We start from the raw sequence: 24,627 nt of genomic DNA, 5'->3' as shown, positions 1-24,627 counted from the left end.
ACCTCCCTTTTAATCTACAGGTTTTTTCCCTTAACGTTTATATGAAAGTAATTCCTTACTCTTTTGTGACAGGATCTTTTTGTCCTTCAGAAAGGCTTTCTTCGTTATCAGCAATAATTGATTCTGTTGGTTGCTCATGGTCCTCTTCTGAGTCCATGATATCAATTTCTTGCTCGTCAGCAGAAAGCATCTTCACATCCATACCTAAACTTTGCAGTTCTTTAATTAATACTTTGAACGATTCAGGTATGCCAGGTTCTGGAATGTTTTCACCTTTAACAATTGCTTCGTATGTTTTCACACGACCTACTACGTCATCTGATTTCACTGTTAAGATCTCTTGTAATGTGTAAGCAGCACCGTATGCTTCAAGTGCCCATACCTCCATCTCACCAAAACGCTGTCCACCGAACTGCGCTTTACCACCAAGTGGTTGTTGTGTAACAAGTGAGTATGGTCCAGTAGAACGAGCGTGAAGTTTATCGTCTACCATGTGAGCAAGTTTGATCATGTACATGATTCCTACTGATACACGGTTATCGAATGGTTCACCTGTTCGACCATCATATAGAACTGTTTTAGCATCACGAGACATGCCAGCTTCTTCGATTGTTGCCCAAACATCTTCCTCACGCGCACCATCAAATACTGGAGACGCAACGTGAATGCCAAGCTTACGAGCAGCCATACCTAAATGAAGCTCTAGCACCTGACCGATGTTCATACGAGATGGTACCCCTAATGGGTTTAACATGATGTCAATTGGCGTACCGTCTGGTAGATAAGGCATATCTTCTTCAGGTAAAATACGTGAAATTACACCTTTGTTACCGTGACGACCGGCCATTTTGTCACCTTCAGAAATTTTACGCTTCTGAACAATATATACACGGACTAATTGGTTTACACCTGGTGGTAATTCGTCGCCATCTTCACGGTTGAAGACTTTAACATCAAGAATGATTCCACCGCCGCCGTGCGGTACACGAAGAGAAGTATCACGAACTTCACGCGCTTTTTCACCGAAAATAGCGTGTAGAAGACGTTCTTCAGCTGTTAGTTCTGTTACACCTTTTGGCGTTACTTTACCAACTAAAAGATCTCCGTCTTTTACTTCTGCACCAATGCGGATGATTCCACGCTCATCTAAGTTGCGAAGCGCATCTTCACCTACGTTTGGAATGTCACGCGTAATTTCTTCAGGTCCAAGCTTCGTATCACGAGACTCAGATTCATATTCTTCAATATGAACAGACGTATATACATCGTCTTTCACAAGGCGTTCACTCATGATGATGGCATCCTCATAGTTGTAACCATCCCATGTCATGAAACCAACCATTACGTTTCGTCCTAAAGCAAGCTCACCTTTTTCCATTGAAGGACCGTCGGCTAAGATCTCACCTTTTACTACTTCGTCGCCAACTGAAACAATTGGACGCTGGTTGTAACAAGTACCTTGGTTAGAACGAACAAATTTTAATAATTTGTATTGATCTAAGTTACCTTTAACTTTTTGTCCGTCTACTTCTTCATAGCGGCGAACAAAAATTTGTTTTGCTTCTACGCGCTCTACAACGCCAGGATATTTACAAATCACGGCTGCACCAGAGTCTTTACCAGATACGTATTCCATACCTGTACCTACGATTGGTGCTTCAGGATTTAATAAAGGTACTGCTTGACGTTGCATGTTCGCACCCATTAATGCACGGTTAGAGTCATCGTTCTCTAAGAATGGGATACATGCTGTAGCGGCAGATACAACTTGTTTTGGTGATACATCCATATAATCTAAACGATCGCGACGGATAACCGTGTTTTCTCCACGGAAACGTGCAACGACATTTTCATCTAAGAATGAACCATCATCACCTAGACGAGCGTTCGCTTGGGCTACAACATAGTTATCTTCTTCATCAGCTGTTAAGTAGTCAATTCGCTCTGTTACTTTACCTGTTTCAGGATCGATACGACGGTAAGGTGTTTCGATGAAACCGAATTTGTTTACTTTTGCATAAGAAGATAGTGAGTTGATTAACCCGATATTCGGACCCTCTGGCGTTTCAATCGGACACATACGGCCATAGTGGGAGTAGTGAACGTCACGCACTTCGAAACCAGCGCGCTCACGAGTTAAACCACCAGGTCCTAGAGCTGAAAGACGACGTTTGTGCGTCAATTCGCCTAATGGATTCGTTTGATCCATGAACTGTGATAATTGAGAACTTCCAAAGAACTCTTTAATCGCCGCAATAACTGGGCGAATATTAATTAATTGTTGAGGTGTGATTGTATTCGTGTCTTGAATTGACATTCTTTCACGAACAACACGTTCCATACGAGATAAACCGATACGGAATTGGTTTTGTAACAATTCACCTACAGAACGCAGACGACGGTTACCTAAGTGGTCGATATCATCTGTGTCTCCTACTTGATGAAGCAAGTTAAAGAAATAACTGATTGATGCTAAAATATCAGCAGGTGTGATATTTTTAACTTCTTCTGTTACATATGCGTTACCTGATACAGTGATGATTTTTTCACCTTCTGGATCATTTGGCGCATAAATCTTAATAGATTGTAATGTAACATCGTCTTCTACTACTCCACCAACCGGACTATAAGTTTTGAAGTTTACTCCACCTTCAAGCATCGGAATCAAGCGATCTAGCAGACGGCGGTCAATCATTGCGCCTTTTTCTGCAATAATTTCACCTGTTTCAGGATCAACTAATGTTTCAGCTAGCTTTTGATTAAATAAGCGATGTTTGATATGAAGCTTTTTATTAATTTTATAGCGACCTACGTTCGCTAAGTCATATCGTTTTGGATCAAAGAAGCGAGATACTAATAGAGACTTCGCATTCTCAACTGTCGGTGGTTCACCCGGACGTAAACGCTCATAGATTTCTAATAGCGCTTTTTCCGTTGTTTCCGTATTATCTTTTTCAAGCGTATTACGGATGTATTCATTATCACCGATTAAATCGATAATCTCTTGGTCAGAACCGAAACCTAGCGCGCGTAACAGCACTGTTACTGGCAGTTTACGAGTACGATCAATACGCACGTATACTACATCTTTTGCATCAGTTTCATATTCTAGCCATGCACCACGGTTAGGGATAACAGTTGCTGTATATCCTTTTTTACCGTTTTTATCAAGCTTTCCACTATAGTAAACACTTGGTGAACGAACCAACTGTGATACGATAACACGCTCAGCACCATTAATTACAAAGGTACCTGTTTCGGTCATCAATGGGAAATCTCCCATGAACACATCTTGGTCTTTTACTTCACCTGTTTCTTTATTAATTAACCGCACCTTAACACGAAGAGGTGCTGCATAAGTTACATCACGTTCTTTGGACTCTCCTACTGAATACTTTGGCTCACCTAAGCTGTAATCAATAAATTCTAGTGATAAGTTACCTGTAAAATCATCAATTGGAGAAATATCTTGGAACATTTCTCGTAAACCTTCATCTAAAAACCATTGGTATGAAGCCGTTTGAATCTCGATTAAGTTCGGTAACTCTAAAACTTCACTAATACGAGCATAACTTCTGCGTTGGCGGTGGCGTCCATACTGAACTAGTTGACCTGTCAACTGATTCACCCCTCAAATCAAGCGTTATTATTCAAAATATATAATAAACCATATGTTTATTATTGAACAAAAGAAAAATGGTCTCTTTAAATAGAAAACCACAATTTCATAAAAACGTACTATTGATTTTATTAGTTTTTCCCATATAATTCAAAATTATACCTTTTATTTTATGTATAACCCGAGCTTATATGGAATATTTATATATTGGCATTTTATAATGCTAACATACTAAAAAATATTAGTCAACATTTTTTAGCACATATGATATAATACCCTTTTTTCTTGTCTACTACTTCTACTTCATTAAATAGAGATTCTAATTTCGCAAGAGCAGATGGCGCTCCTTGCTTTTTCTGAATCACAATCCAAAGTTCTCCTTGGTCGGCAAGGTGATCTAATGATTTTTCTAGAATTTCATGAACAACTTTTTTACCCGCACGGATCGGCGGATTACTAAGAATAGCTGCAAAATTCGTTTCCTTCACATTTTCATAGCAAGAGCTTTGATAGATTGAAACATTTGATACTGAATTAACTTCAGCATTTTTTTGAGCTAGTGCTAATGCACGTTCATTAACATCAACCATATGAACGTTTCTTTGACTGTCCTCTTTTGCAAGTGCCAACCCAATTGGGCCATATCCGCATCCAACATCCAGAAGCGGGCCGGGATTCTCGGGCATTTGAAACGTTTCAATTAACAGGCGCGATCCAAAATCGATCTCTTTTTTTGAAAAAACACCGCGGTCACTCGTAAATGAAAAAGAGGTTCCTCTCAATTCAAATGAAAAGCGCTCTTCATTACTTGCAGACGATGGTGTGTTAGAAAAATAATGTTCTGTCAAAATAGAACCTCCTAATCAATATGTTCTTCTTTACTATAAATGAAAAGGATGACAGAAGCAAAAAAGCTCGCTTGTACAAGCGAGCTTTTTTATATCAGTTGTTAAGCAATAATTACTTAACTTCTACAGAAGCGCCAACTTCTTCAAGTTTAGCTTTTGCTTCTTCAGCTTCTTCTTTAGAAATACCTTCTTTAAGAGCTTTTGGAGCGTTATCAACGATTTCTTTAGCTTCTTTTAAGCCAAGACCAGTGATTTCACGTACTACTTTGATAACTTTGATTTTTTGTCCGCCAGCACTTTCAAGTACTAGGTCAAATTCAGTTTTCTCAGCAGCAGCTTCACCAGCAGCACCGCCAGCTACAGCTACAGGAGCAGCAGCAGTTACGCCAAATTCTTCTTCGATTGCTTTTACTAAATCGTTAAGTTCTAAAACAGTCATATTTTTAACTGCTTCAATGATTTGTTCTTGAGTCATTGTTAATTTCCTCCTTGTGATTGTGTTATATATAACAGACTAGATTATGCACCTTGTTCTTCTTTTTGATCTGCCACAGCTTTTGTAGCAAGAGCAAGGTTGCGAATTGGAGCTTGAAGCACGCTAAGCAACATAGAAAGTAAGCCTTCGCGAGATGGTAGTTCTGCAAGTGCTTTAATTTCTTCAACAGATGCAACATTACCTTCAATTACACCAGCTTTGATTTCTAACGCTTCGTGTTCTTTCGCGAAGTTGTTTAGAATTTTAGCTGGAGCAACAACATCTTCTCCACCAAATGCGATTGCATTTGGACCTACTAACGCATCATTAAGATCTGTTAGTTCAAGTTTTTCTACAGCACGGCGAGTTAAAGTGTTTTTGTAAACTTTGAACTCAATGCCTGCTTCACGTAATTGCTTACGAAGTTCAGTAACTTCAGCAACATTCAAACCACGGTAGTCAACGACAACTATTGAGTTACTCGCTTGAAGTTTTTCAGCAATTTCGTCTACGACTTGTTTCTTTTGTTCAATTACGTTGCTCATCTTTACACCTCCTGTAGATTTCCTTCCGTACACTCAGACAAGGTGCAATAAAAAACCTCCATGACAATAAAGACATGGAGGTGTAGTAAGCGAACCATAACGTTTCACTAATTTATCTCACACACCTCGGTAGGAAATTAAGCTTTGCAGCACCTACTGTCTACGGTACAAATGTTATTCTTTTTAACAACATTATCTATTATAATCAGGGACTTTCAAAAAGTCAACACCGATTTATTTCCAAATTTATTAAGCAGAGAATGAAGCAGTATCAACTTTGATACCAGGGCCCATTGTTGAAGTAACAGCTACGTTCTTCATGTATGTGCCTTTTGCTGCTGCCGGCTTAGCTTTTACCATAGTTTCGAAGATTGTAGTGAAGTTTTCAACTAACTTGCTCTCTTCGAAAGATACTTTACCGATTGGTACGTGGATGTTACCAGCTTTATCAACGCGGTATTCTACTTTACCAGCTTTGATTTCGTTAACTGCTTTTTGAACATCAAATGTTACTGTACCAGTTTTAGGGTTTGGCATTAAACCTTTAGGTCCTAATACACGACCAAGTTTACCAACTTCACCCATCATATCTGGAGTAGCTACGATTACATCGAACTCGAACCAACCTTGTTGGATTTTGTTGATGTAGTCAGCATCGCCAACGTAGTCAGCGCCTGCAGCTTCAGCTTCTTTAGCTTTTTCGCCTTTAGCGAATACTAATACACGTTGAGTTTTACCTGTACCGTTTGGTAGTACTACTGCACCACGAATTTGTTGGTCAGCTTTCTTAGGGTCAACTCCTAAACGGAATGCTACTTCTACAGTTGCATCAAATTTAGTTGTGTTTGTTTTCTTTACTAATTCAATCGCTTCTTGTACTGAATAAGTTTGTGTACGATCTACAAGCTTAGCAGCTTCAACGTACTTTTTACCTTTTTTAGCCATTTTTGTTTCCTCCTTATGTGGTTTTAACGGAATAACCTCCCACTAATAAAGGTTGCGAGCATAGGAAAACTTCCATTTCTCGCAACCTTCTAACACCCAATCAAATGGAATTAGTCTTCAACTACGATTCCCATACTGCGCGCTGTACCTTCTACCATGCGCATTGCAGATTCAACGCTAGCAGCGTTTAAGTCAGGCATTTTAGTTTCAGCAATCTCACGCACTTTGTCACGCTTGACTGTTGCAACTTTATTACGGTTTGGTTCACCAGAACCAGACTCAATACCAGCCGCTTTCTTAAGTAGTACAGCAGCAGGTGGAGTTTTCGTAATAAATGTAAATGAACGGTCTTCAAATACCGTGATTTCAACAGGAATGATAAGACCAGCTTGATCAGCTGTGCGAGCGTTAAACTCCTTACAGAAACCCATGATGTTAACACCGGCTTGACCTAATGCAGGACCAACTGGTGGCGCTGGATTTGCTTTACCTGCAGGAATTTGTAACTTAACAAGTTTAATTACTTTTTTAGCCACGAGACACACCTCCTTAAGTCCGTGATGTGGTAATAGGGCGATGCCCTCCCACTCAATGTTCTTTATATATAAAATAAAGAAATAGTTGTTTTAGTCTCTAGTTTTGAGACATACTGACTTATGAAATATTAACATTAAACTTCATGAATTGCAAGGTCTTACAGATTATATTTTTTCAATTTGTGTAAAGTCTAGCTCTACTGGCGTTTGTCTTCCGAACATATCCACATGAACCTTAACCTTACGTTTATCTGTATCGATTTCTTCAATGGTACCTTCGAAGTTTGCAAACGGACCTTCTTGAACCAATACTGTTTCTTTTAGTTCAAAGTCAAAGTCAGCATGCTTCTCGTCCATGCCCATTTGTTTTAAGATCATTTCTACTTCTTCTGGTAGAAGAGCAGTTGGCTTTGAGCCAGAACCTGCTGAACCTACAAAGCCCGTAACGCCAGGTGTATTACGAACTACATACCATGAATCATCCGTCATGATGATTTCAACTAACACGTACCCTGGAAATACTTTTTTCTTTGTAATCTTTTCTTTGTTGTTCTTAATTTCTCTTTCTTCTTCTTCAGGAACAACAACGCGAAAAATTTTATCTTGCATACCCATTGTTTCTACGCGCTTTTCTAAATTTGTTTTTACTTTATTTTCATATCCAGAATAAGTATGGACTACATACCAATTTTTCTCCATTTCTGAGGACTATACGTCCTTCCCTCCCAGCTCACTATAAAATAAGATGTCCTAATCTATTGCACAGACAACGCACTAGGAAAATAGTTGACTCCTAGCACAATCATTCTTAAAGCAAATTAAAAAACCCGTCTCCGGGCTTTTCTGAAAAAAACATAATTTAGCTTTATTATACCATGATTCAAGTCAATTTATTCAAGGGATTAAACGAATAAGTGACGAAATTCCGTAATCAACTACTACAAAAAAGAGTGTCATAAATACAACTGTAGAAATAACAGTAATTGTATAACGAGTTAGCTCATTTTTTTTAGGCCAACTTACCTTCTTCATCTCACGCCCAACATCACGCAAGAAATTTCCTACACGGTTCATGTTTGTAACCTCCAATAAATTAAAAGGGGTATTAGTCTGTGCAGATTATTGATCTACTTTGTTTCACGATGAATCGTATGTGCGTTACACGTTTTGCAAAACTTCTTCATTTCTAAACGCTCTTCGTTTTGCTGTGTGTTTTTCATAGTCGTATAGTTACGACTAGCGCATTGCACACACGCAAGTACAACTTTTTTACGCATAATGTCAACCACCTATAGAGTGATAATGTCTATAAAAAAGTATCACAGACTTTCTTAGCATGTCAATATGAGGATAGAAGGCTACATTGTGATTTCACGAATCTCGAGGTAGCGCTCTAATTTCCTCTTCACACGCTGAAGTGCATTATCGATGGATTTGACGTGGCGGTTTAACTCTTCTGAAATCTCTTGATAAGATTGACCATCTAAATAAAGAACGAGAACTTTTCGCTCAAGATCACTTAAAAGTTCAGCCATCTTTAATTCAATATCATCAAACTTCTCTCGATTAATGAGCAACTCTTCTGGATTTGCTACTTTTGTCCCCGAAATAACATCCATTAAGGTTCGGTCGGACTCTTCATCATATATTGGCTTGTCCAATGATACATAAGAGTTTAATGGAATATGTTTTTGCCTTGTTGCGGTTTTAATAGCGGTAATAATTTGCCTGGTAATGCAAAGTTCAGCAAAAGCTTTAAACGAAGTTAGCTTATCTTCTCTAAAATCTCTAATTGCCTTATATAACCCTATCATACCTTCTTGCACAATATCTTCACGGTCTGCCCCAATTAAAAAATATGACCGCGCCTTTGCTCGCACAAAGTTTTTGTATTTATGAATCAAATACTCTAATGCGTCAATATCGCCTTTATGCACAAGATCGACAACTGTTTCATCCTCTTGTTGTTCGAAATGAGCATGCAGTTTTCTCCCATAATTATCGCCCATATCGATCCCCCCGACCGCACAGTAGATAGAAATATTATACAGTAGCTAATTCCGTACCGTCAATAACCTCACCGCTGTCCCCGACGCCATTTTTCGAAAATTTCGGCTACTTGATTGGAAAGTTGAATGCGTGCCGCTGGCTTTTGATTTTGAATAGACTTCACATCAAGATTAATATGTTTCTCAATCTGCTCAATTTCGTTGTACAATTCTCGAGCAGAAATTCTAAGCGCACCTTGTCCAAAGATTGCCCACTGCTCCGTGAAATCAGATGTAGCAACATGAATCTGTGTCTTTACATTGTTTAGCTCTTGAGCCAGCTTTTCAATGTACTCATCCGCTGTTTCATTTTCTCTTGTAAATACAACGTCAACCTTATGATTTTTTGCCTTCTTTTCAATTCCTTCGACCATATGAGCATCGAAGACAATAATGACACGATACCCCATATATGCTTGATACTCTGCCATCTTTTCGATTAACAGATCTCGAGCACCGGCTAAATCATTATCTCTAAGCTTTCTTAGGTCGGGCCACGCACCTATCATGTTATAACCATCCACCAGTAGAATATCCATTCTTATTCACCTAGAGGATGGCGTTTTCGGTAAACCTCATACATGAGAAGACTAGCTGCTACAGATGCATTTAACGATGTAACATGCCCAACCATTGGAAGCTGTACAAGGAAGTCGCATTTTTCACGAATCAAACGACTCATGCCTTTTCCTTCGCTTCCAATAACTAACGTAAGCGGCATACCTCCATCTAAGTTGCGATAATCATCGCTTTCTTTCGCATCTGTTCCAACAATCCATACGCCTCGATCTTTTAATTCATCAATCGTCCTTGATAGGTTTGTTACCCTTGCTACGGGAACATGTTCAATCGCTCCTGTAGAGGCCTTAGCTACAGTGGCCGTTAATCCAACTGAACGGCGCTTTGGAATAATAATACCGTGTGCGCCAACGGCATCGGCTGTTCGCATAATAGAACCTAAATTATGGGGATCTTCAAGCTCATCTAGCAGAAGAAAAAACGGACTTTCATTACGTTTTTCCGCTAAGTTAAATAAATCATCTAACTCTGCATATTGATAAGCAGCAACTTGTGCAGCTACTCCTTGATGAATACCTTCTACCATTTGCTCAATTTTCTTTTTCGGTACAAACTGCACCAATACACCATTACGTTTTGCTAACTGCGTGATTTGCCCCATAGAACCGCCTTGCGATCCTTCGGCAATCCATAGTTTGTTAATGTCGCGCCCAGACTTTAGGGCTTCTAGGACCGGATTACGTCCAATGATAAATTCATGTTCCATGATTCATTCCTCCCTCTCCTTCATCGACGAAAGAGATAGCTTTAGTAATAAGTTCCATCATTCTTTCTTCTTCACCTAAAAGATACAAATAGCCTACGACCGCTTCAAATGCCGTACTGTAGCGATACGTTTGCACATCTGTGTTTTTAGGGACTGTACCGGACTTTGCATTGCGTCCTCGGCGCAGTACACCTTCTTCTTCTTCAGTAAAAAAGTTTTCATTTTTAAAATAATATACGATTTGCGCTTGTGCTTTTGCTGATACGTATTTTTTAGCTTTATTATGAAGCTGGTTAGGGCGCACTGTCCCTAACACCAGCAGGTGGCGGCGAACATGTAAATCAAACACCGCATCACCCATATAAGCAAGAGCTAAGCTATTTAGCTGTTTTACATCTAATTTACTGCTGCTCATAACACTATTATCCTCTTTTCCATCTTGTTCCTTGCGCCGTATCTTCTAAAATAATATTTTTAGCCTTTAATTCATCTCGAATTTGATCTGCTAATTGGAAATTACGATCTTTACGAGCCTGAATACGATCTTGGATCAATTGATCAATTTCTTCGTCTAGAAGTTCAGCTTCTCCAAACGTAATGCCTATTGCAGCACCTAATTCTTTAAACTCTTTAATAAAGGCTTCAATTACATCTGTAGACGTTGTTTGTTCTAATAAATACAAGTTAGCTTGCTTTGCTAGCTCGAACAGAACAGAAATGGCATTTGCCGTATTAAAATCATCATCCATCTCTTCAACAAACGTTTCGCGAAGCTCTTTTAGCTTTTCGAACCATTCTGAAGCATCTTCTTGAAGATTTGTTGCTGCCTCTAAACGGTGAGTTAAGTTGCCGTAAGCTGTTTGCAGACGCTCAAACCCTTTGCGCGTATTCTCTAAAATTTCTTCGTTATAGTTAATTGGGTGACGATAGTGAACAGATAAAATAAAGAATCGAAGTAGGGACGGATCATGCTTTTTAATAATGTCATGAACTAACACGAAGTTCCCTAGTGATTTAGACATCTTTTCATTATCAATATTGATATATCCGTTATGAAGCCAGTATTTCGCAAACGATTTCCCAGTGAGCGCTTCTGATTGGGCAATTTCATTTTCGTGATGAGGGAAAGCTAAATCCTGACCGCCTGCGTGGATATCAATTGTATCACCTAAATACTTGCGTGCCATCGCAGAGCACTCGATATGCCAGCCTGGTCTTCCTTGACCCCAAGGGCTATCCCATGCGATTTCTCCATCTTTGGTTGCTTTCCAAAGAGTAAAGTCTAATGGATCTTCTTTCTTTTCTCCAACTTCGATACGAGCACCGGATTGCAATTCATCAATAGATTGATGTGATAATTTTCCGTATCCTTCAAACTTACGTGTACGATAGTATACATCACCCTCTGACTCATATGCATATCCTTTTCTCACCAGTTCATCAATGAACTCAATAATGATATCCATATTTTCAGTTACGCGTGGATGCACATCGGCATGCTTGCATCCAAGAGCTGACGTATCTTCAAAGTAAGCATCGATAAAGCGGTTTGCGATCGTTGGAACATCTTCTCCTAACTCTTTTGCTGCCTTAATTAATTTATCATCCACATCTGTGAAGTTTGAGACATACTCTACATCGTAGCCTCTAAATTCTAAATAGCGGCGCACCGTATCAAATACGATTGCAGGACGCGCATTTCCAATATGAATATAGTTATACACGGTCGGTCCGCACACGTACATTTTGACTTTGTTTTCTTCTAGAGGTACAAATGTCTCTTTTTGACGTGTTAACGTGTTATATAGCTTAATTGCCATGGTGAATCTTCCCTTCTTTTAATTCCTTTAATTGATTTTGCAGGTGTAAAATTTCTTTCTCTAGCTGTTTAAAACGCTCTGCATCTGGATCTGGCAAATCTTGATGATTCAAATCTTTTGGAATCCGGACGCCATTTTGAATGACGACTCGGCCAGGGATACCAACAACCGTTGAGTTTTCTGGGACGTCATTTAACACAACTGAGCCCGCTCCAATTTTGGAGTGCGCATGAATCGTAATCGACCCTAGTACTTTAGCACCTGTTGCAATTAAGACATTGTCTTCGATCGTCGGGTGACGCTTTCCTTTTTCTTTCCCTGTTCCTCCGAGTGTTACTCCTTGATATACTGTTACATTATCTCCAATTTCGCACGTTTCCCCAATCACAATTCCCATTCCATGGTCAATAAAAAAGCGGCGGCCAATTTTCGCACCCGGATGGATTTCAATCCCTGTGAAGAATCGGCTAATTTGTGAGATTACACGTGCCAGAAAAAACCACTTTCTTTTAAAAAGCCCGTGAGCGAATCTATGTGCCCAAATAGCATGCAACCCCGAATAGGTTAATATCACTTCAATATAACTTCTTGCTGCAGGATCTTGTTCAAATATGGCTTCAATGTCTTCCTTTAACAACTTTAGCATCATCTCACCCCAATTCCGCTATTCCTCTATCTACTCATTGATTGTATAAAAAAACGCCCCTATGTCAAATGACACAGAGACGTATATACGCGGTTCCACTCTGTTTGGATCAACAAACGATCCCAACTCTTCTCTCATAACGTGAAAGTACCCGCTTTTGCCTACTTACTTTAGCAGCATTCAACAAAAGACTCAAAGGCGCACTTCAACAAGTTTTGTCATAGGTTACTTTCAGCCGGTGATAACCCTCTCTGATATGCAATGAACTTGCCTACTCTTCCTTCTCAACGATATCCATATTTGATTATTCTATCATATGGGCAAAATAGAAATTTGTTAACTATAAATGCTTTCTAGACGAGCTAAAACTGTTTCTTTCCCTAAAAGAGAAATAGCTTTTGGAAGCTCAGGACCGTGTGTTTCGCCTGTTGTTGCTACACGAATTGGCATAAATAGTTTTTTACCTTTTTGACCTGTTGCTTTTTGTACAGCCTTTGTTGCTGCCTTAATTTCATCAGCACTGAATTCTTCTAAGGAAGAAATTTCTTCAGCAAATGCTTTTAACACTTCCGGTACTTGCTCTTCAGCAAGCACTGCTTTTGCTTCTTCACTGTAATCAATTTCTTTCTTAAAGAACATTTCAGTAAGTTCAACAATCTCAGCGCCAAAGCTCATTTGTTCTTGGTATAGAGCGACTAAGTCACGTACCCATTGTTCTGTTTCTGCATCGCGCGTTTCTTCAACTTTTCCAGCTTTCACTAAGTGAGGAACTGATAAAGCTACTACCTCGTCTAAATCCAATTGTTTCATGTATTGGTTGTTCATCCAACGTAATTTGCTTGTATCAAATAGTGCTGGAGATTTTGATAAACGAGCTGGGTCAAAAATTTCAATGAACTGTTCTTTAGAGAAGATTTCTTCTTCTCCCACAGGTGACCAGCCAAGCATTGTAATAAAATTAAACAGTGCTTCCGGCAAGTAGCCTAATTCTTTATATTGCTCAATAAACTGAATGATTGACTCATCACGTTTACTTAGCTTACGGCGATTTTCATTTACGATTAATGTCATATGACCAAATACAGGAGGCGTCCAGCCTAAAGCTTCATACACAAGAATTTGCTTCGGTGTATTAGAAATATGGTCATCTCCGCGTAGAACATGTGTCATCTTCATTAGATAATCATCAATGGCTACAGCGTAGTTATATGTTGGTGTACCGTCTTTTTTCACAATAACGAAATCACCAATGCCTTCAGATTCAAATGATACTTCATCTTTGACTATATCATTCCATTTAATTTCTGTGTTGCTAGGAACACGGAAGCGAATGCTTGGCTCACGGCCTTCTGCTTCTAGTTCAGCACGCTGTTCAGCTGTTAAGTTACGGCACTTACCTGAATAGCGCGGCATTTGACTGTTCGCCTGCTGTTCTTCACGCTCTTTTTCAAGCTCTTCTGACGTACAGTAACAGTGATAAGCTAATCCTTTTTCAAGAAGTTCTTCCGTATATTTTTGATAGATTTCCGTACGTTCAGACTGGCGATAAGGACCGTACTCGCCGCCTACGTCGATACTCTCATCCCATTCAATACCTAACCATTTTAAATAGCGCAGCTGACTTTCTTCTCCGCCTTCGATATTACGCTTTTGATCTGTATCTTCAATACGGATAATAAATTTACCGTTTTGATTTCGTGCAAATAAATAATTAAATAGTGCTGTTCTTGCATTCCCTATATGAAGATGTCCAGTTGGACTCGGGGCATAACGAACTCTTACTTCGCTTGACATAACTAAGATGACCTCCAATTTAATATTACTTATAGTATGTATTTATATGTTTTAGACATGTTCTAATTTTATCACCAAATAGGTATCTGTCAAAGTCAACTGTTTTTATTTTTGATAAACTAAAACGGCTGCTTGGGCGGCAATTCCTTCTTCACGTCCCGTAAAGCCTAACTTTTCTGTTGTTGTTGCCTTGACGTTAATTTGAGAAATGCTTGCTTCTAACAGCTGCGCAATACGCTCTCTCATTGGTTCAATGTAAGGAGCCATTTTAGGTTTTTGCGCGATAATTGTGCAATCTACATTGCTTAATTCATAGCCTTCATCTTTTAGCAGTTTCCATACGTGTTGAAGAAGCTTTGCTGAATCAGCATCTTTAAATTCAGGGTCTGTATCCGGAAAATGCTTTCCGATATCTCCCTTAGCCGCCGCTCCTAATAAGGCATCTGCGATTGTATGCAACAGCACATCTGCATCTGAGTGGCCTAATAATCCTTTTTCATACGGAATTTCTAAACCGCCGATGATTAAAGGTCTTCCTTCTGCAAATTCATGTACGTCGAAACCTTGTCCTACTCGAATGTTCATTTTTCCACTCCTTCAGTCTTGTTTAGCTTTGTTAATATAGCTTCTGCATATAACAAATCTTCTGGTGTTGTTAGTTTTATATTATCGTAATTTCCCTCTACAATCGATACTTTTTGCCCCGCTTTTTCTACTAAGCTTGCATCATCGGTGCCTAAGTATTCATTTGTTTTTGCTTTTTCGTGTGCATCCATTACTACATCAAAAAGAAAAGCCTGCGGCGTTTGAATAGCCCACAAGCTAGAGCGCTCAACTGTTTCAATGACAGTACCCTGTTCCACACGCTTAATTGTGTCTTTTACTGGAACAGCCAGCACAGCAGCCTTATCACTAGCAGCTTTTTCTACTAACTCATGGATTGTGTTTTGTTGAACAAATGGACGAGCACCATCATGAATTAATACCATCTGAGCCTGCTTTAAACTTTTAAGGCCGTTATAAACGCTATGTTGACGTTCATCGCCTCCAACTGTCAATGATTGAACCTTTTGAATTGGATATTCGATTAATAACTCTTCAAAAATCTCCACTTCTTTTTCGTTTACAACTAGTACAATTCCACTGCACCAAGGATCTTGTTCGAATTTTTGCAGCGTATGAATGATAAGCGGAACGTTTTGAATAGTTAAAAATTGTTTGTTCCGCCCCGCTTTCATTCGCTTCCCCTGACCTGCAGCTAACACGATAATTTCATACTTCATAGGTATACTCCCTTTACCTGTTACGTCACAGTGCTTTTTCTAATAACTTGGGTTTCGCAAAAATCATACGGCCTGCTGAGGTTTGGAGTACGCTCGTCACCAGTACATCAATTTGCTTTCCAATATAATTTCTTCCTTCTTCTACCACGATCATTGTACCGTCATCAAGATAGGCAATACCTTGATTGTGCTCTTTACCGTCTTTTATAACCAATACGTTCATTTCTTCTCCTGGAAGTACAATTGGCTTGACGGCATTTGCTAAGTCATTGATATTTAAAACGCCAACATTTTGAAGTTCACATACTTTATTTAAATTAAAATCGTTTGTCACGACCAAACCGGAAGTTAGCTTTGCCAATTTAACCAGCTTGCTGTCTACTTCTTGAATGTCTTCGAAATCGCCTTCATAAATTTCTACCTTCATTGCCAGTTCTTTTTGAATACGGTTTAGAATATCTAGACCTCGTCTACCTCTGTTTCGTTTTAGAACATCCGACGAATCAGCAATATGCTGAAGTTCCTCAAGCACAAAGCGCGGAATAACAATCGTTCCGTCTAAAAATCCTGTTTGACAAATATCTGCGATACGGCCGTCAATAATAACGCTTGTATCTAAAATCTTAAGAGACTTTAATGATTCTTCGTTATCTGTTTCTTCTTCTTGTCCTTTTTTCTTCCCAATTCGAGCCGGCATCGAAAACACGCTTACAAGTTCATCACGTTTTTTAAACCCGACTTGAAACCCTAAGTAACCTAAAAGAATACTTAGAAAGATTGGTAAAATGGTACTTACTACTTGAAGTTGAATTCTGCCTAAAAAAGCTCCGACCAAGTAGGCCACAATAAGCCCTAAAATCAATCCTAAGCTCCCAAAAAGCACATCCGTTACAGGCGCCTTCAGTAACGCTTCTTCCACTCGGCGAATTAATTCAACTATATAATCAACAATCCAAAACGTGACAAGGAAAAACAAAATGGCTCCTAGTATTGCATCGACGTAAGGCTTTTCTAGAAATGCTACATCTTGCAGATTTAATAATTGAATAAGTTCAGGTATAAAAAAGACGCCCAATGTACCACCTGTAATAATAAAAAATAACTGTACAAAACGTTTTAACACGCCTTCACCTCCCTTTATCATTATAAACAGTTTACAATGATTGAAACCTGTTATTTAACCAAAAAACAGAATTTGTAAACAAACTGTCACTTTTTTTGTATTTTCACAATATCTTAATGAATCAAACATTTAATGTCAATTAATATCCTATAGCTGACGGTTTGTAAGATGCTGCTCTTTTAGTCTTTTTAGACCTTCTCTGATTTTCCGTGCTCGAATTTCACCGATGCCTTCTACCTCATCCAATTCTTCTACCGACGCATCTGCTATCGTTTTTAAATCCCCTAATTCATCAATGAGATTTTCAATAATAATCGATGGAAGTCTTGGAATTTTATGAAGCATTCGATACCCTCTAGGAATAACGCTGTCTTCAAAGCTTGTATACATGGGATATCCCATTAAGCGAAGAAGCGTTTGGTCATCGAGAAGAACATTATTTGACGGCTGCTGCATACGTTCAATTACTCGGTAAGGGTCAAAGCTGAGGTCATACATATAATCTTTGATTAATAAAGTTGCTTCTTCCTCTAAATGGGAAAGTAGTTCATTCATTTGGAGACGGATTAATCTTCCTTCTGTTCCTAACTCGCTAATATAGCTCAAAATTTCATTTTTAATACGCAGAACCATTTCTGTACGATGAAGCGACTGCAGCACGTCTGTATGAGTTACTTGCTCTTCAAACTCTAATGCACTGAGACTTGTAATCGATTCGTCTAATACCGCCTTGTACTTTTCAAGTGTTCCAAGCGCTTGATTCGCTTTTGCTAAAATAACGCTAATGTCTTTCAATACATACTGCAGAGACCCTTTGTAAAGCGTAATCACATTTCTTCTTTGTGAAATGGCTATTACCAATACACCTGACTGCTTAGCTACACGCTCTGCTGTACGGTGTCGCATTCCTGTCTGTGAAGAAGGAGTAGAGGGGTCTGGCATGAGCTGAGCATTAGCAAATAATATCTTGCTTCCGCTGTCATTTAAAATAAGCGCTCCATCCATTTTGGCTAACTCGTATAAATGCGCAGGTGTAAATGCACAATTAATCGAAAATCCTCCATCTACCATCTTTTTGACTTGTTCATTGTAGCCCATAACAATTAAGCCGCCCGTCTTTGCCCGCAAGACGTTATCGATACCGTCACGAATAGGGGTTCCTGGTGCTACAAACTGCAGAATTTCTGATATTTGTTTTTGACTAACTGTTGTTTTTTCTCCTTCCACTGCTTATCCTCCTAATGTATATTGCAGAGCCTCCGCTACTGTTGATACCCCAATCACATCAATACCATCTGGGACTTTCCATCCTCCTAAATTTTTCTCTGGGATAATAATTCGTTGGAACCCTAATTTTACCGCTTCTTGAACGCGCTGTTCAATTCTAGATACTCGGCGTACTTCACCTGTTAATCCTACCTCTCCTACAATAACATCCGTAGCGCTAGAAGCAGCATCTCTGAAGCTTGAAGCAATACTAACGGCTACAGCTAAATCAATTGCTGGTTCATCTAATTTCACTCCACCTGCTACTTTTAAATAAGCATCTTGATTCTGCAGCAGCATTCCTACACGCTTTTCTAAGACAGCCATGATAAGCGAAACGCGATTATGATCTACTCCCGTCGCCATTCTTCTAGGGTTTCCAAAGCTCGTTGGACTGATTAGCGCCTGCAGCTCTACTAATACGGGCCTTGTCCCTTCCATTGAAGCGACAACAACCGATCCTGCTGCTCCCTGAGACCGTTCTTCTAGAAAGATTTCAGATGGATTCAATACTTCTTCTAGCCCACTTTCTTTCATTTCAAAAATGCCCATTTCATTTGTGGATCCAAATCGGTTCTTAACTGCTCTTAATATACGATACGTATGATGGCGCTCTCCTTCAAAATAAAGAACCGTATCCACCATATGTTCAAGAAGTCTTGGTCCTGCAATGGCCCCTTCTTTCGTTACATGCCCCACAATAAAGATGGCAATTCCATTCGTTTTAGCAACACGCATTAGTTCAGCCGTACACTCTCGCACCTGTGAGACGCTTCCTGGCGCTGATGTGACATCAGCATGGTAAATGGTTTGAATTGAATCAATCACCACAAAATCAGGCTGCATGCTTGAGATGGCCTCTAGTATTAATTCTAAGTTTGTTTCTGCGTGAACATAAAGCTCTTCAGCTTTTACACCTAGCCTGTCCGCTCTTAACTTCGTTTGTTTGGTTGATTCCTCTCCCGAAATATATAGTACTTTATTTTGTTTCATTGCTAACTGCGCGGAGGTTTGCAAAAGTAAAGTAGACTTTCCGATACCCGGATCTCCCCCTATTAAAACGAGTGACCCTCTGACAATACCTCCTCCTAATACACGATTTAACTCTGCAGAAGGTGTGAAAATTCGTGGTTCTGTTGTAGATTCAATCGCTGTAATTGACTGAGGTTTTTGGACTTTAGAAGCAGTAGCTCCGGAAAAAGCTCCTCGGCGTGATGATTTCGTTTCTTCCATTTCTTCTACCATAGAATTCCAGCTTCCGCACCCGGGACATTTCCCCATCCATTTTGCTGATTCATATCCGCAATGCTGACATGCAAATTTTGTTTTTCGTTTCGCCATTATGTTATCAATCTCTCCGTTCATTCAATCGATTTCTATCTCTATTGTACACTATTTCCTAAGCTAAAATAAAAAGGGAGGCATACGTGTTTTTTCGTATGCCTCGTCTTGGTTTGAGTAAATTTAGCTGATGCTGCTTGGAGCGGAGGAGTTAACAACAAATTCTCCTTTGTCTACATCTAGCGTCACTTTCTGACCTTTTTGAACAACCCCTTTTAGCAGCTCTTCAGATAAACGGTCTTCAATATGTTTTTGAATTGCTCTACGAAGTGGACGAGCACCGTATTCTGGATCAAAACCTTCCTCTGCAATCTTATCAATTGCCTCTTTTGTTAATTCAAGATCAATTTCTTGCTCTTTTAAGCGTCTTGTTAACTGATCCGCCATTAATTTAACGATTTCAGCTAAGTGAGGTTTCTCTAATGAATGGAAGACGATAATTTCATCGATACGGTTTAGGAACTCGGGACGGAACGCGCGCTTCATTTCCGCCATTACTTTTCCTTTCATATCTTTGTAGTCTTGCCCTTCCGCTTCTACTGTGAACCCTAAGTGCTTGCTTCGTTTTAATGTATCAGCACCTACGTTTGATGTCATAATTAAAATCGTATTACGGAAATCAACTGTACGGCCTTTTGAATCTGTTAAGCGTCCATCTTCTAACACTTGTAATAAAATGTTAAATACATCCGGATGCGCTTTTTCAATTTCGTCTAAAAGAACAACTGAGTAAGGTTTTCTTCTTACTTTTTCCGTTAACTGGCCGCCTTCTTCGTATCCAACATATCCCGGAGGTGAACCTACTAAGCGTGAAGTAGAATGTTTCTCCATGTACTCAGACATATCGATACGAATCATTGCATCTTCATCGCCGAAGATTGACTCCGCTAATGCACGTGCAAGCTCTGTTTTACCAACCCCTGTTGGTCCTAAGAAAATGAATGAACCAATTGGACGTTTTGGATCTTTCAAGCCTGCTCTAGCACGGCGCACAGCTTTTGCAACTGCTTTTACCGCTTCTTCTTGCCCAATTACACGAGAGTGAAGAATCTCTTCCATGTTCAGCAGTCTTTCTGTCTCTTCCTGTGCCAGTTTAGAGACCGGTACACCCGTCCAGCTAGATACCACCATCGCAATATCTTCTACGGTTACAGCTGAGTTTTCTTTACCTTGCTGCTCTTTCCAAATTTTCTTTGTGTCTTCTAATTCTTCGCGTAGGCGTTGCTCTGTATCGCGTAAAGATGCTGCTTTTTCAAATTCTTGACTTTGAACAGACGCATCTTTTTCATTGCGTACTGATTCTAATTTTTGCTCTAATTCCTTTAAATTTGGCGGCGTTGTAAATGAACGTAAACGCACTTTTGAACCAGCTTCATCAATTAAATCGATTGCTTTATCCGGTAAGAAACGATCGGAAATGTAGCGATCTGATAGTTTCACCGCTTGCTCGATTGCCTCATCAGAAATAGATACTCGGTGATGGGCTTCATAACGGTCACGAAGCCCTTTTAAGATTTGAATAGACTCTTCCAACGTTGGTTCATCCACTTGAATTGGCTGGAAGCGACGCTCTAACGCTGCATCTTTTTCAATGTACTTTCTGTATTCATCTAAAGTCGTAGCACCGATACACTGAAGTTCTCCACGAGCAAGAGACGGTTTTAAAATATTAGAAGCATCGATAGCACCTTCTGCACCACCAGCGCCAATTAATGTGTGTAACTCATCGATAAAGAGAATGATATTACCTGCTTGACGAATTTCATCCATTACTTTCTTCAGGCGATCTTCAAATTCTCCGCGGTATTTTGTACCAGCAACGACCGTTCCCATATCCAAAGTCATAACGCGTTTATCGCGTAAAATTTCTGGAACCTCATTGTTGACGATTTGCTGAGCCAAACCTTCAGCGATTGCCGTTTTACCGACACCTGGCTCCCCAATTAATACAGGATTGTTTTTTGTACGTCGGCTTAACACTTCAATAACACGCTGAATTTCTTTCCCACGTCCGATAACAGGGTCTAAGCTTCCTTCGCGCGCTACAACTGTTAAATCGCGTGCTAAGCTGTCTAGCGTAGGTGTATTAGCGTTTGAAGAGCCTCCGCCTTGATGACTTGAAGCAGCTTCATTGCTACCTAATAAATGAAGCACTTGCTGACGAGCTTTATTTAGGCTAACACCTAAATTATTTAAAACGCGTGCTGCAACGCCTTCACCTTCACGAATTAAGCCTAGTAAGATATGTTCTGTTCCTACATAAGAATGACCAAGCTTTCGGGCTTCATCCATTGAAAGTTCAATGACTTTTTTCGCTCGAGGTGTATAATGAATGGTCTGCGTTAATTCTTGGCCTCTGCCAATTAATGCTTCCACTTCTTTTTGAATTTTTTCAGTGCTTAGGCCTAGAGCAGAAAGAGCTTTTGCTGCAATTCCTTCACCTTCACGAACGATACCTAATAAAATATGCTCCGTTCCAATGTTGTTGTGACCTAGGCGTAGTGCTTCTTCCTGTGCTAAAGCTAATACTTTTTGTGCGCGCTCTGTAAATCTACCAAACATCATATAATCGTCACCCTCCACGTTTAATTTGTGTTTTTATTTATAGTGAGACGTTCTCGAATTAAGGTGGCTCTTTTAATGTCACGTTCTTGAGGCTTTAGGGGACCTCCCGAATACTTTTGTAAAAAGCCTGGCTGCGTCATAATGATAAGTTCATTCAATATATTTTGACTCAGTCCTTTTATATACCCTAAATCGATTCCTAATCGAACATCTGATAAACATTGTGAAGCTTCTTTTGACTCAATAATACGGCTATTGGCCAATACTCCATATGAACGATACACTCGATCTTCTAACTCTACATGAGATGTTTTAAACAGCGCGTCTCTTGCAGAGTGCTCTTGTGTAATCAACTGCTGTACGACACTATTTAAATCTGCCACAATATCTTCTTCAGATTTCCCTAAGGTTATCTGATTAGAAATTTGAAAGATATTCCCTAAAGCTTCGCTACCTTCTCCATAAATTCCTCTCACCACTAAGCCAAGCTGGTTAATAGCGGGAATAATACGATGAATTTGACGGGTCATCACTAAAGCCGGCAGATGCATCATCACAGATGCACGTAGCCCAGTACCCACATTTGTGGGACAGCTGGTTAAATACCCTCTATTTTCATCAAACGCATAATCTACGTATTTCTCAATCCAATTATCTACTTTATTCGCTGTGCTTAAAGCTTCAGATAATTGAAGGCCTGGAAATAAACATTGTATGCGTAAATGATCTTCTTCATTAACCATAATACTCAAATCTTCTTTTTCTGATAAAAAACAAGCTCCGTTGTTATCTCCTTCAGCCAAGTTAGGACTGATAAGATGCTTTTCAACCAACACTTGCTTTTGAAGAGGCTGTAATTCGTTCATCTTTAGTAAATGCAAATTCCACTGATTGGTGTTTTCACTTTTTTGAAAAACTTGCTCGAATACTCGAACCACTTCAACTGCGTGTTCTTTAGAAAAGAGAGTTGGAAAAAGATAATGAGTTAAATTTCGAGCCAGCCTGATTCGACTGCTTAGAACAATATCTGAATTCGAAGCTTCTTGACGCATCCAAGAGCTAACAGGCTGGGAAAAGAACAAATCCTGGGACATGAATTACGCTTCCTCCTCTCTCGATTCGTTCATCTTCTTTTCTAGTAACCGAATGTGATCTCGGAGTTCAGCTGCTTTCTCAAACTCCTCTTTTTCGATATACTCTTTTAAGTTCAATCTTAATGCCTGTAATTCCTTTTTTAAATGAAGATTACTTGCAATTCTTGCTGGTATTTTTCCATGATGCAGATAATTACCTCCATGCAGCCTCTTCAGGAAAGGAATAAGAGGTCGCTCAAATGTTTTGTAGCAATCTGCACATCCAAACCTGCCGATTTTAGCAAATTTTTGATATGTCATGCCACAAGTAGGACAAGAAAGAACTTCCTGACTTTGTTGCTTATAATTTTCAGTTACTGCTGGATCTAGGTTAAGTAGGCCAGCTAGTAAGTTATTGATTGAAAAACCTTGCTGATTTGAAAAAGAAAATGCATCTCCATTTTCTGAAGCGCATTGTTCACATACATGCATCTCCGTCTTTTCACCATTAATGATTTTTGTGAAGTGAAGAGTTGCAGGTCTCGTTTCACATTGCTGACAAATCATCCTGTCATCACTCCCTGTTCTAAATAAAATAGATCATGAGCTTATCGGTAGCATAATGAATTAAGCATTGCTTTTAAAAGATTAGCCCTTAGCTCATCACGATAAGGAAGTTCAATATTAATAACTGAACGATTGATAACACTCAACATAATTTTTGCTTCTCGTTCTGTGATGACTTTTTCTTCAACTAACCTAATAATGACGTTTTCAGCACTTACTTGTGAAATTTCATTTTGAATCATCTCAATTACTTGCTGAAACAAATCCGCTGCATCATGCATTTTTACTTTTGCAATACGAATAAAGCCGCCGCCGCCTCGCTTACTTTCTACAAGATAACCTCTCTCAACTGTAAAACGGGTATTGATAACGTAATTAATTTGCGACGGAACGCATTGAAATTTATCAGCAATCTCACTGCGCCTTATTTCAACAATTTCTCTTTCACTTAATTCAAGTACTTGTTTTAAATACTGTTCGATAATGTCAGAGATATTTGGCACGCTGCCCCCTCCTTCTGACTTTGACTATATTTGACCTTAATTTAAATATAAAAGGAAACGAAAAAATTTTCAACTATGTACTATTAAAGTTTATTCTTTACTTTTATCGTTGCCACTAAAATTTATTTCAAAACCTGCAAATCGTGAATTTTATTGTTCTTACTATACTTTTTCATAAAACAAATAAATTGTAAACAAAAAAGGACTAGCTAAAATAGCTAGTCCTTTTTCAGGTGCCTGGCAACGTCCTACTCTCACAGGGACAAAGTCCCAACTACCATTGGCGCTAAAGAGCTTAACTTCCGTGTTCGGTATGGGAACGGGTGTGACCTCTTCGCTATCGCC

Annotated in this window: 25 protein-coding genes, 1 rRNA gene and 2 other annotated features; all 26 genes read right to left on the bottom strand. The window is 39.3% G+C overall.

The features are described from left to right. Positions 1 to 55 precede the first annotated feature (55 nt). Positions 56 to 3,619: a DNA-directed RNA polymerase subunit beta gene (rpoB, locus tag AC1DEF_RS26125; protein WP_013081368.1), complete on the bottom strand. Its 3,564-nt coding sequence runs from the start codon at positions 3,617 to 3,619 to the stop codon at positions 56 to 58. A gap of 245 nt (positions 3,620 to 3,864) precedes the next feature. Continuing rightward, positions 3,865 to 4,467: a class I SAM-dependent methyltransferase gene (locus AC1DEF_RS26120; RefSeq protein ID WP_097825353.1), complete on the bottom strand. Its 603-nt coding sequence runs from the start codon at positions 4,465 to 4,467 to the stop codon at positions 3,865 to 3,867. A 112-nt stretch (positions 4,468 to 4,579) separates the two neighbouring features. Beyond that, entirely contained in the window at positions 4,580 to 4,942 is a 363-nt protein-coding gene (gene rplL / locus AC1DEF_RS26115) for a 50S ribosomal protein L7/L12 (RefSeq protein ID WP_013054917.1), read from the bottom strand. A 44-nt stretch (positions 4,943 to 4,986) separates the two neighbouring features. Beyond that, positions 4,987 to 5,487, bottom strand: coding sequence for a 50S ribosomal protein L10 (rplJ, locus tag AC1DEF_RS26110; RefSeq protein ID WP_013054916.1), 501 nt, complete (start codon positions 5,485 to 5,487; stop codon positions 4,987 to 4,989). Positions 5,488 to 5,527: 40 nt separating this feature from the next. Further along, positions 5,528 to 5,671: a sequence feature (ribosomal protein L10 leader region), on the bottom strand. A gap of 65 nt (positions 5,672 to 5,736) precedes the next feature. Beyond that, complete coding sequence (gene rplA / locus AC1DEF_RS26105; RefSeq protein ID WP_013054915.1) at positions 5,737 to 6,432, bottom strand: 50S ribosomal protein L1; 696 nt, start codon at positions 6,430 to 6,432, stop codon at positions 5,737 to 5,739. Between the two features lie 110 nt (positions 6,433 to 6,542). Further along, a complete protein-coding gene (gene rplK, locus AC1DEF_RS26100; RefSeq protein ID WP_013054914.1) occupies positions 6,543 to 6,968 on the bottom strand; it encodes a 50S ribosomal protein L11 in 426 nt (141 codons plus the stop codon). 165 nt (positions 6,969 to 7,133) lie between these two features. Further along, the gene (gene nusG, locus AC1DEF_RS26095) at positions 7,134 to 7,667 is read right to left on the bottom strand and encodes a transcription termination/antitermination protein NusG (protein ID WP_013054913.1); all 534 of its coding nucleotides are present in this window, start codon (positions 7,665 to 7,667) and stop codon (positions 7,134 to 7,136) included. Between the two features lie 195 nt (positions 7,668 to 7,862). Beyond that, positions 7,863 to 8,042 carry a preprotein translocase subunit SecE gene (gene secE / locus AC1DEF_RS26090; RefSeq protein WP_013054912.1) on the bottom strand — a complete coding sequence of 60 codons (180 nt, stop codon included), beginning with the start codon at positions 8,040 to 8,042 and terminating at the stop codon, positions 7,863 to 7,865. A 53-nt stretch (positions 8,043 to 8,095) separates the two neighbouring features. Continuing rightward, positions 8,096 to 8,245, bottom strand: coding sequence for a 50S ribosomal protein L33 (rpmG, locus tag AC1DEF_RS26085; RefSeq protein ID WP_013081365.1), 150 nt, complete (start codon positions 8,243 to 8,245; stop codon positions 8,096 to 8,098). 81 nt (positions 8,246 to 8,326) lie between these two features. Then, a complete protein-coding gene (gene sigH / locus AC1DEF_RS26080; protein WP_013054910.1) occupies positions 8,327 to 8,977 on the bottom strand; it encodes an RNA polymerase sporulation sigma factor SigH in 651 nt (216 codons plus the stop codon). A 68-nt stretch (positions 8,978 to 9,045) separates the two neighbouring features. After that, a complete protein-coding gene (locus AC1DEF_RS26075) occupies positions 9,046 to 9,555 on the bottom strand; it encodes an NYN domain-containing protein (RefSeq protein WP_013081364.1) in 510 nt (169 codons plus the stop codon). A gap of 2 nt (positions 9,556 to 9,557) precedes the next feature. Beyond that, on the bottom strand, positions 9,558 to 10,301 hold the full coding sequence (gene rlmB, locus AC1DEF_RS26070) for a 23S rRNA (guanosine(2251)-2'-O)-methyltransferase RlmB (RefSeq protein WP_043982715.1): 744 nt from the start codon (positions 10,299 to 10,301) through the stop codon (positions 9,558 to 9,560). Further along, positions 10,291 to 10,716 (bottom strand): Mini-ribonuclease 3, encoded by a 426-nt coding sequence (locus tag AC1DEF_RS26065; protein ID WP_013054907.1) that lies wholly within the window; start codon positions 10,714 to 10,716, stop codon positions 10,291 to 10,293. Before AC1DEF_RS26065 ends, rlmB begins: the two co-directional genes overlap by 11 nt. A gap of 7 nt (positions 10,717 to 10,723) precedes the next feature. Further along, on the bottom strand, positions 10,724 to 12,121 hold the full coding sequence (gene cysS / locus AC1DEF_RS26060) for a cysteine--tRNA ligase (RefSeq protein WP_043982717.1): 1,398 nt from the start codon (positions 12,119 to 12,121) through the stop codon (positions 10,724 to 10,726). Continuing rightward, positions 12,111 to 12,767: a serine O-acetyltransferase gene (gene cysE, locus AC1DEF_RS26055; RefSeq protein WP_025753192.1), complete on the bottom strand. Its 657-nt coding sequence runs from the start codon at positions 12,765 to 12,767 to the stop codon at positions 12,111 to 12,113. The genes cysS and cysE overlap by 11 nt, the downstream gene beginning before the upstream one ends. 72 nt (positions 12,768 to 12,839) lie before the next feature. Beyond that, positions 12,840 to 13,064 (bottom strand) — a binding site (T-box leader). Positions 13,065 to 13,103: 39 nt separating this feature from the next. Beyond that, entirely contained in the window at positions 13,104 to 14,561 is a 1,458-nt protein-coding gene (gltX, locus tag AC1DEF_RS26050) for a glutamate--tRNA ligase (RefSeq protein WP_028412658.1), read from the bottom strand. Between the two features lie 105 nt (positions 14,562 to 14,666). Next, positions 14,667 to 15,146, bottom strand: coding sequence for a 2-C-methyl-D-erythritol 2,4-cyclodiphosphate synthase (ispF, locus tag AC1DEF_RS26045; protein ID WP_013054903.1), 480 nt, complete (start codon positions 15,144 to 15,146; stop codon positions 14,667 to 14,669). Then, on the bottom strand, positions 15,143 to 15,844 hold the full coding sequence (ispD, locus tag AC1DEF_RS26040) for a 2-C-methyl-D-erythritol 4-phosphate cytidylyltransferase (protein WP_097825354.1): 702 nt from the start codon (positions 15,842 to 15,844) through the stop codon (positions 15,143 to 15,145). The genes ispF and ispD overlap by 4 nt, the downstream gene beginning before the upstream one ends. 25 nt (positions 15,845 to 15,869) lie before the next feature. After that, positions 15,870 to 16,967: a PIN/TRAM domain-containing protein gene (locus AC1DEF_RS26035; RefSeq protein ID WP_013054901.1), complete on the bottom strand. Its 1,098-nt coding sequence runs from the start codon at positions 16,965 to 16,967 to the stop codon at positions 15,870 to 15,872. A gap of 147 nt (positions 16,968 to 17,114) precedes the next feature. Then, positions 17,115 to 18,194 carry a DNA integrity scanning diadenylate cyclase DisA gene (disA, locus tag AC1DEF_RS26030; protein WP_013054900.1) on the bottom strand — a complete coding sequence of 360 codons (1,080 nt, stop codon included), beginning with the start codon at positions 18,192 to 18,194 and terminating at the stop codon, positions 17,115 to 17,117. Positions 18,195 to 18,197: 3 nt separating this feature from the next. Next, complete coding sequence (gene radA, locus AC1DEF_RS26025) at positions 18,198 to 19,574, bottom strand: DNA repair protein RadA (RefSeq protein ID WP_013054899.1); 1,377 nt, start codon at positions 19,572 to 19,574, stop codon at positions 18,198 to 18,200. Between the two features lie 123 nt (positions 19,575 to 19,697). Then, positions 19,698 to 22,139: an ATP-dependent protease ATP-binding subunit ClpC gene (gene clpC / locus AC1DEF_RS26020; RefSeq protein ID WP_097825355.1), complete on the bottom strand. Its 2,442-nt coding sequence runs from the start codon at positions 22,137 to 22,139 to the stop codon at positions 19,698 to 19,700. 20 nt (positions 22,140 to 22,159) lie between these two features. Then, positions 22,160 to 23,233: a protein arginine kinase gene (locus tag AC1DEF_RS26015; protein WP_097825356.1), complete on the bottom strand. Its 1,074-nt coding sequence runs from the start codon at positions 23,231 to 23,233 to the stop codon at positions 22,160 to 22,162. A 3-nt stretch (positions 23,234 to 23,236) separates the two neighbouring features. Then, positions 23,237 to 23,779: a UvrB/UvrC motif-containing protein gene (locus AC1DEF_RS26010; protein ID WP_025753183.1), complete on the bottom strand. Its 543-nt coding sequence runs from the start codon at positions 23,777 to 23,779 to the stop codon at positions 23,237 to 23,239. Between the two features lie 41 nt (positions 23,780 to 23,820). Further along, on the bottom strand, positions 23,821 to 24,282 hold the full coding sequence (locus AC1DEF_RS26005) for a CtsR family transcriptional regulator (RefSeq protein WP_097825357.1): 462 nt from the start codon (positions 24,280 to 24,282) through the stop codon (positions 23,821 to 23,823). A 235-nt stretch (positions 24,283 to 24,517) separates the two neighbouring features. Continuing rightward, positions 24,518 to 24,627: ribosomal RNA gene (gene rrf, locus AC1DEF_RS26000) — 5S ribosomal RNA — on the bottom strand; the annotation flags it as partial.

The organism is Priestia sp. 10L35 (assembly GCF_056395685.1).
The sequence above is the reverse complement of the archived record's forward strand: the minus strand, read 5'-3'. Positions and strand labels throughout refer to the sequence as shown.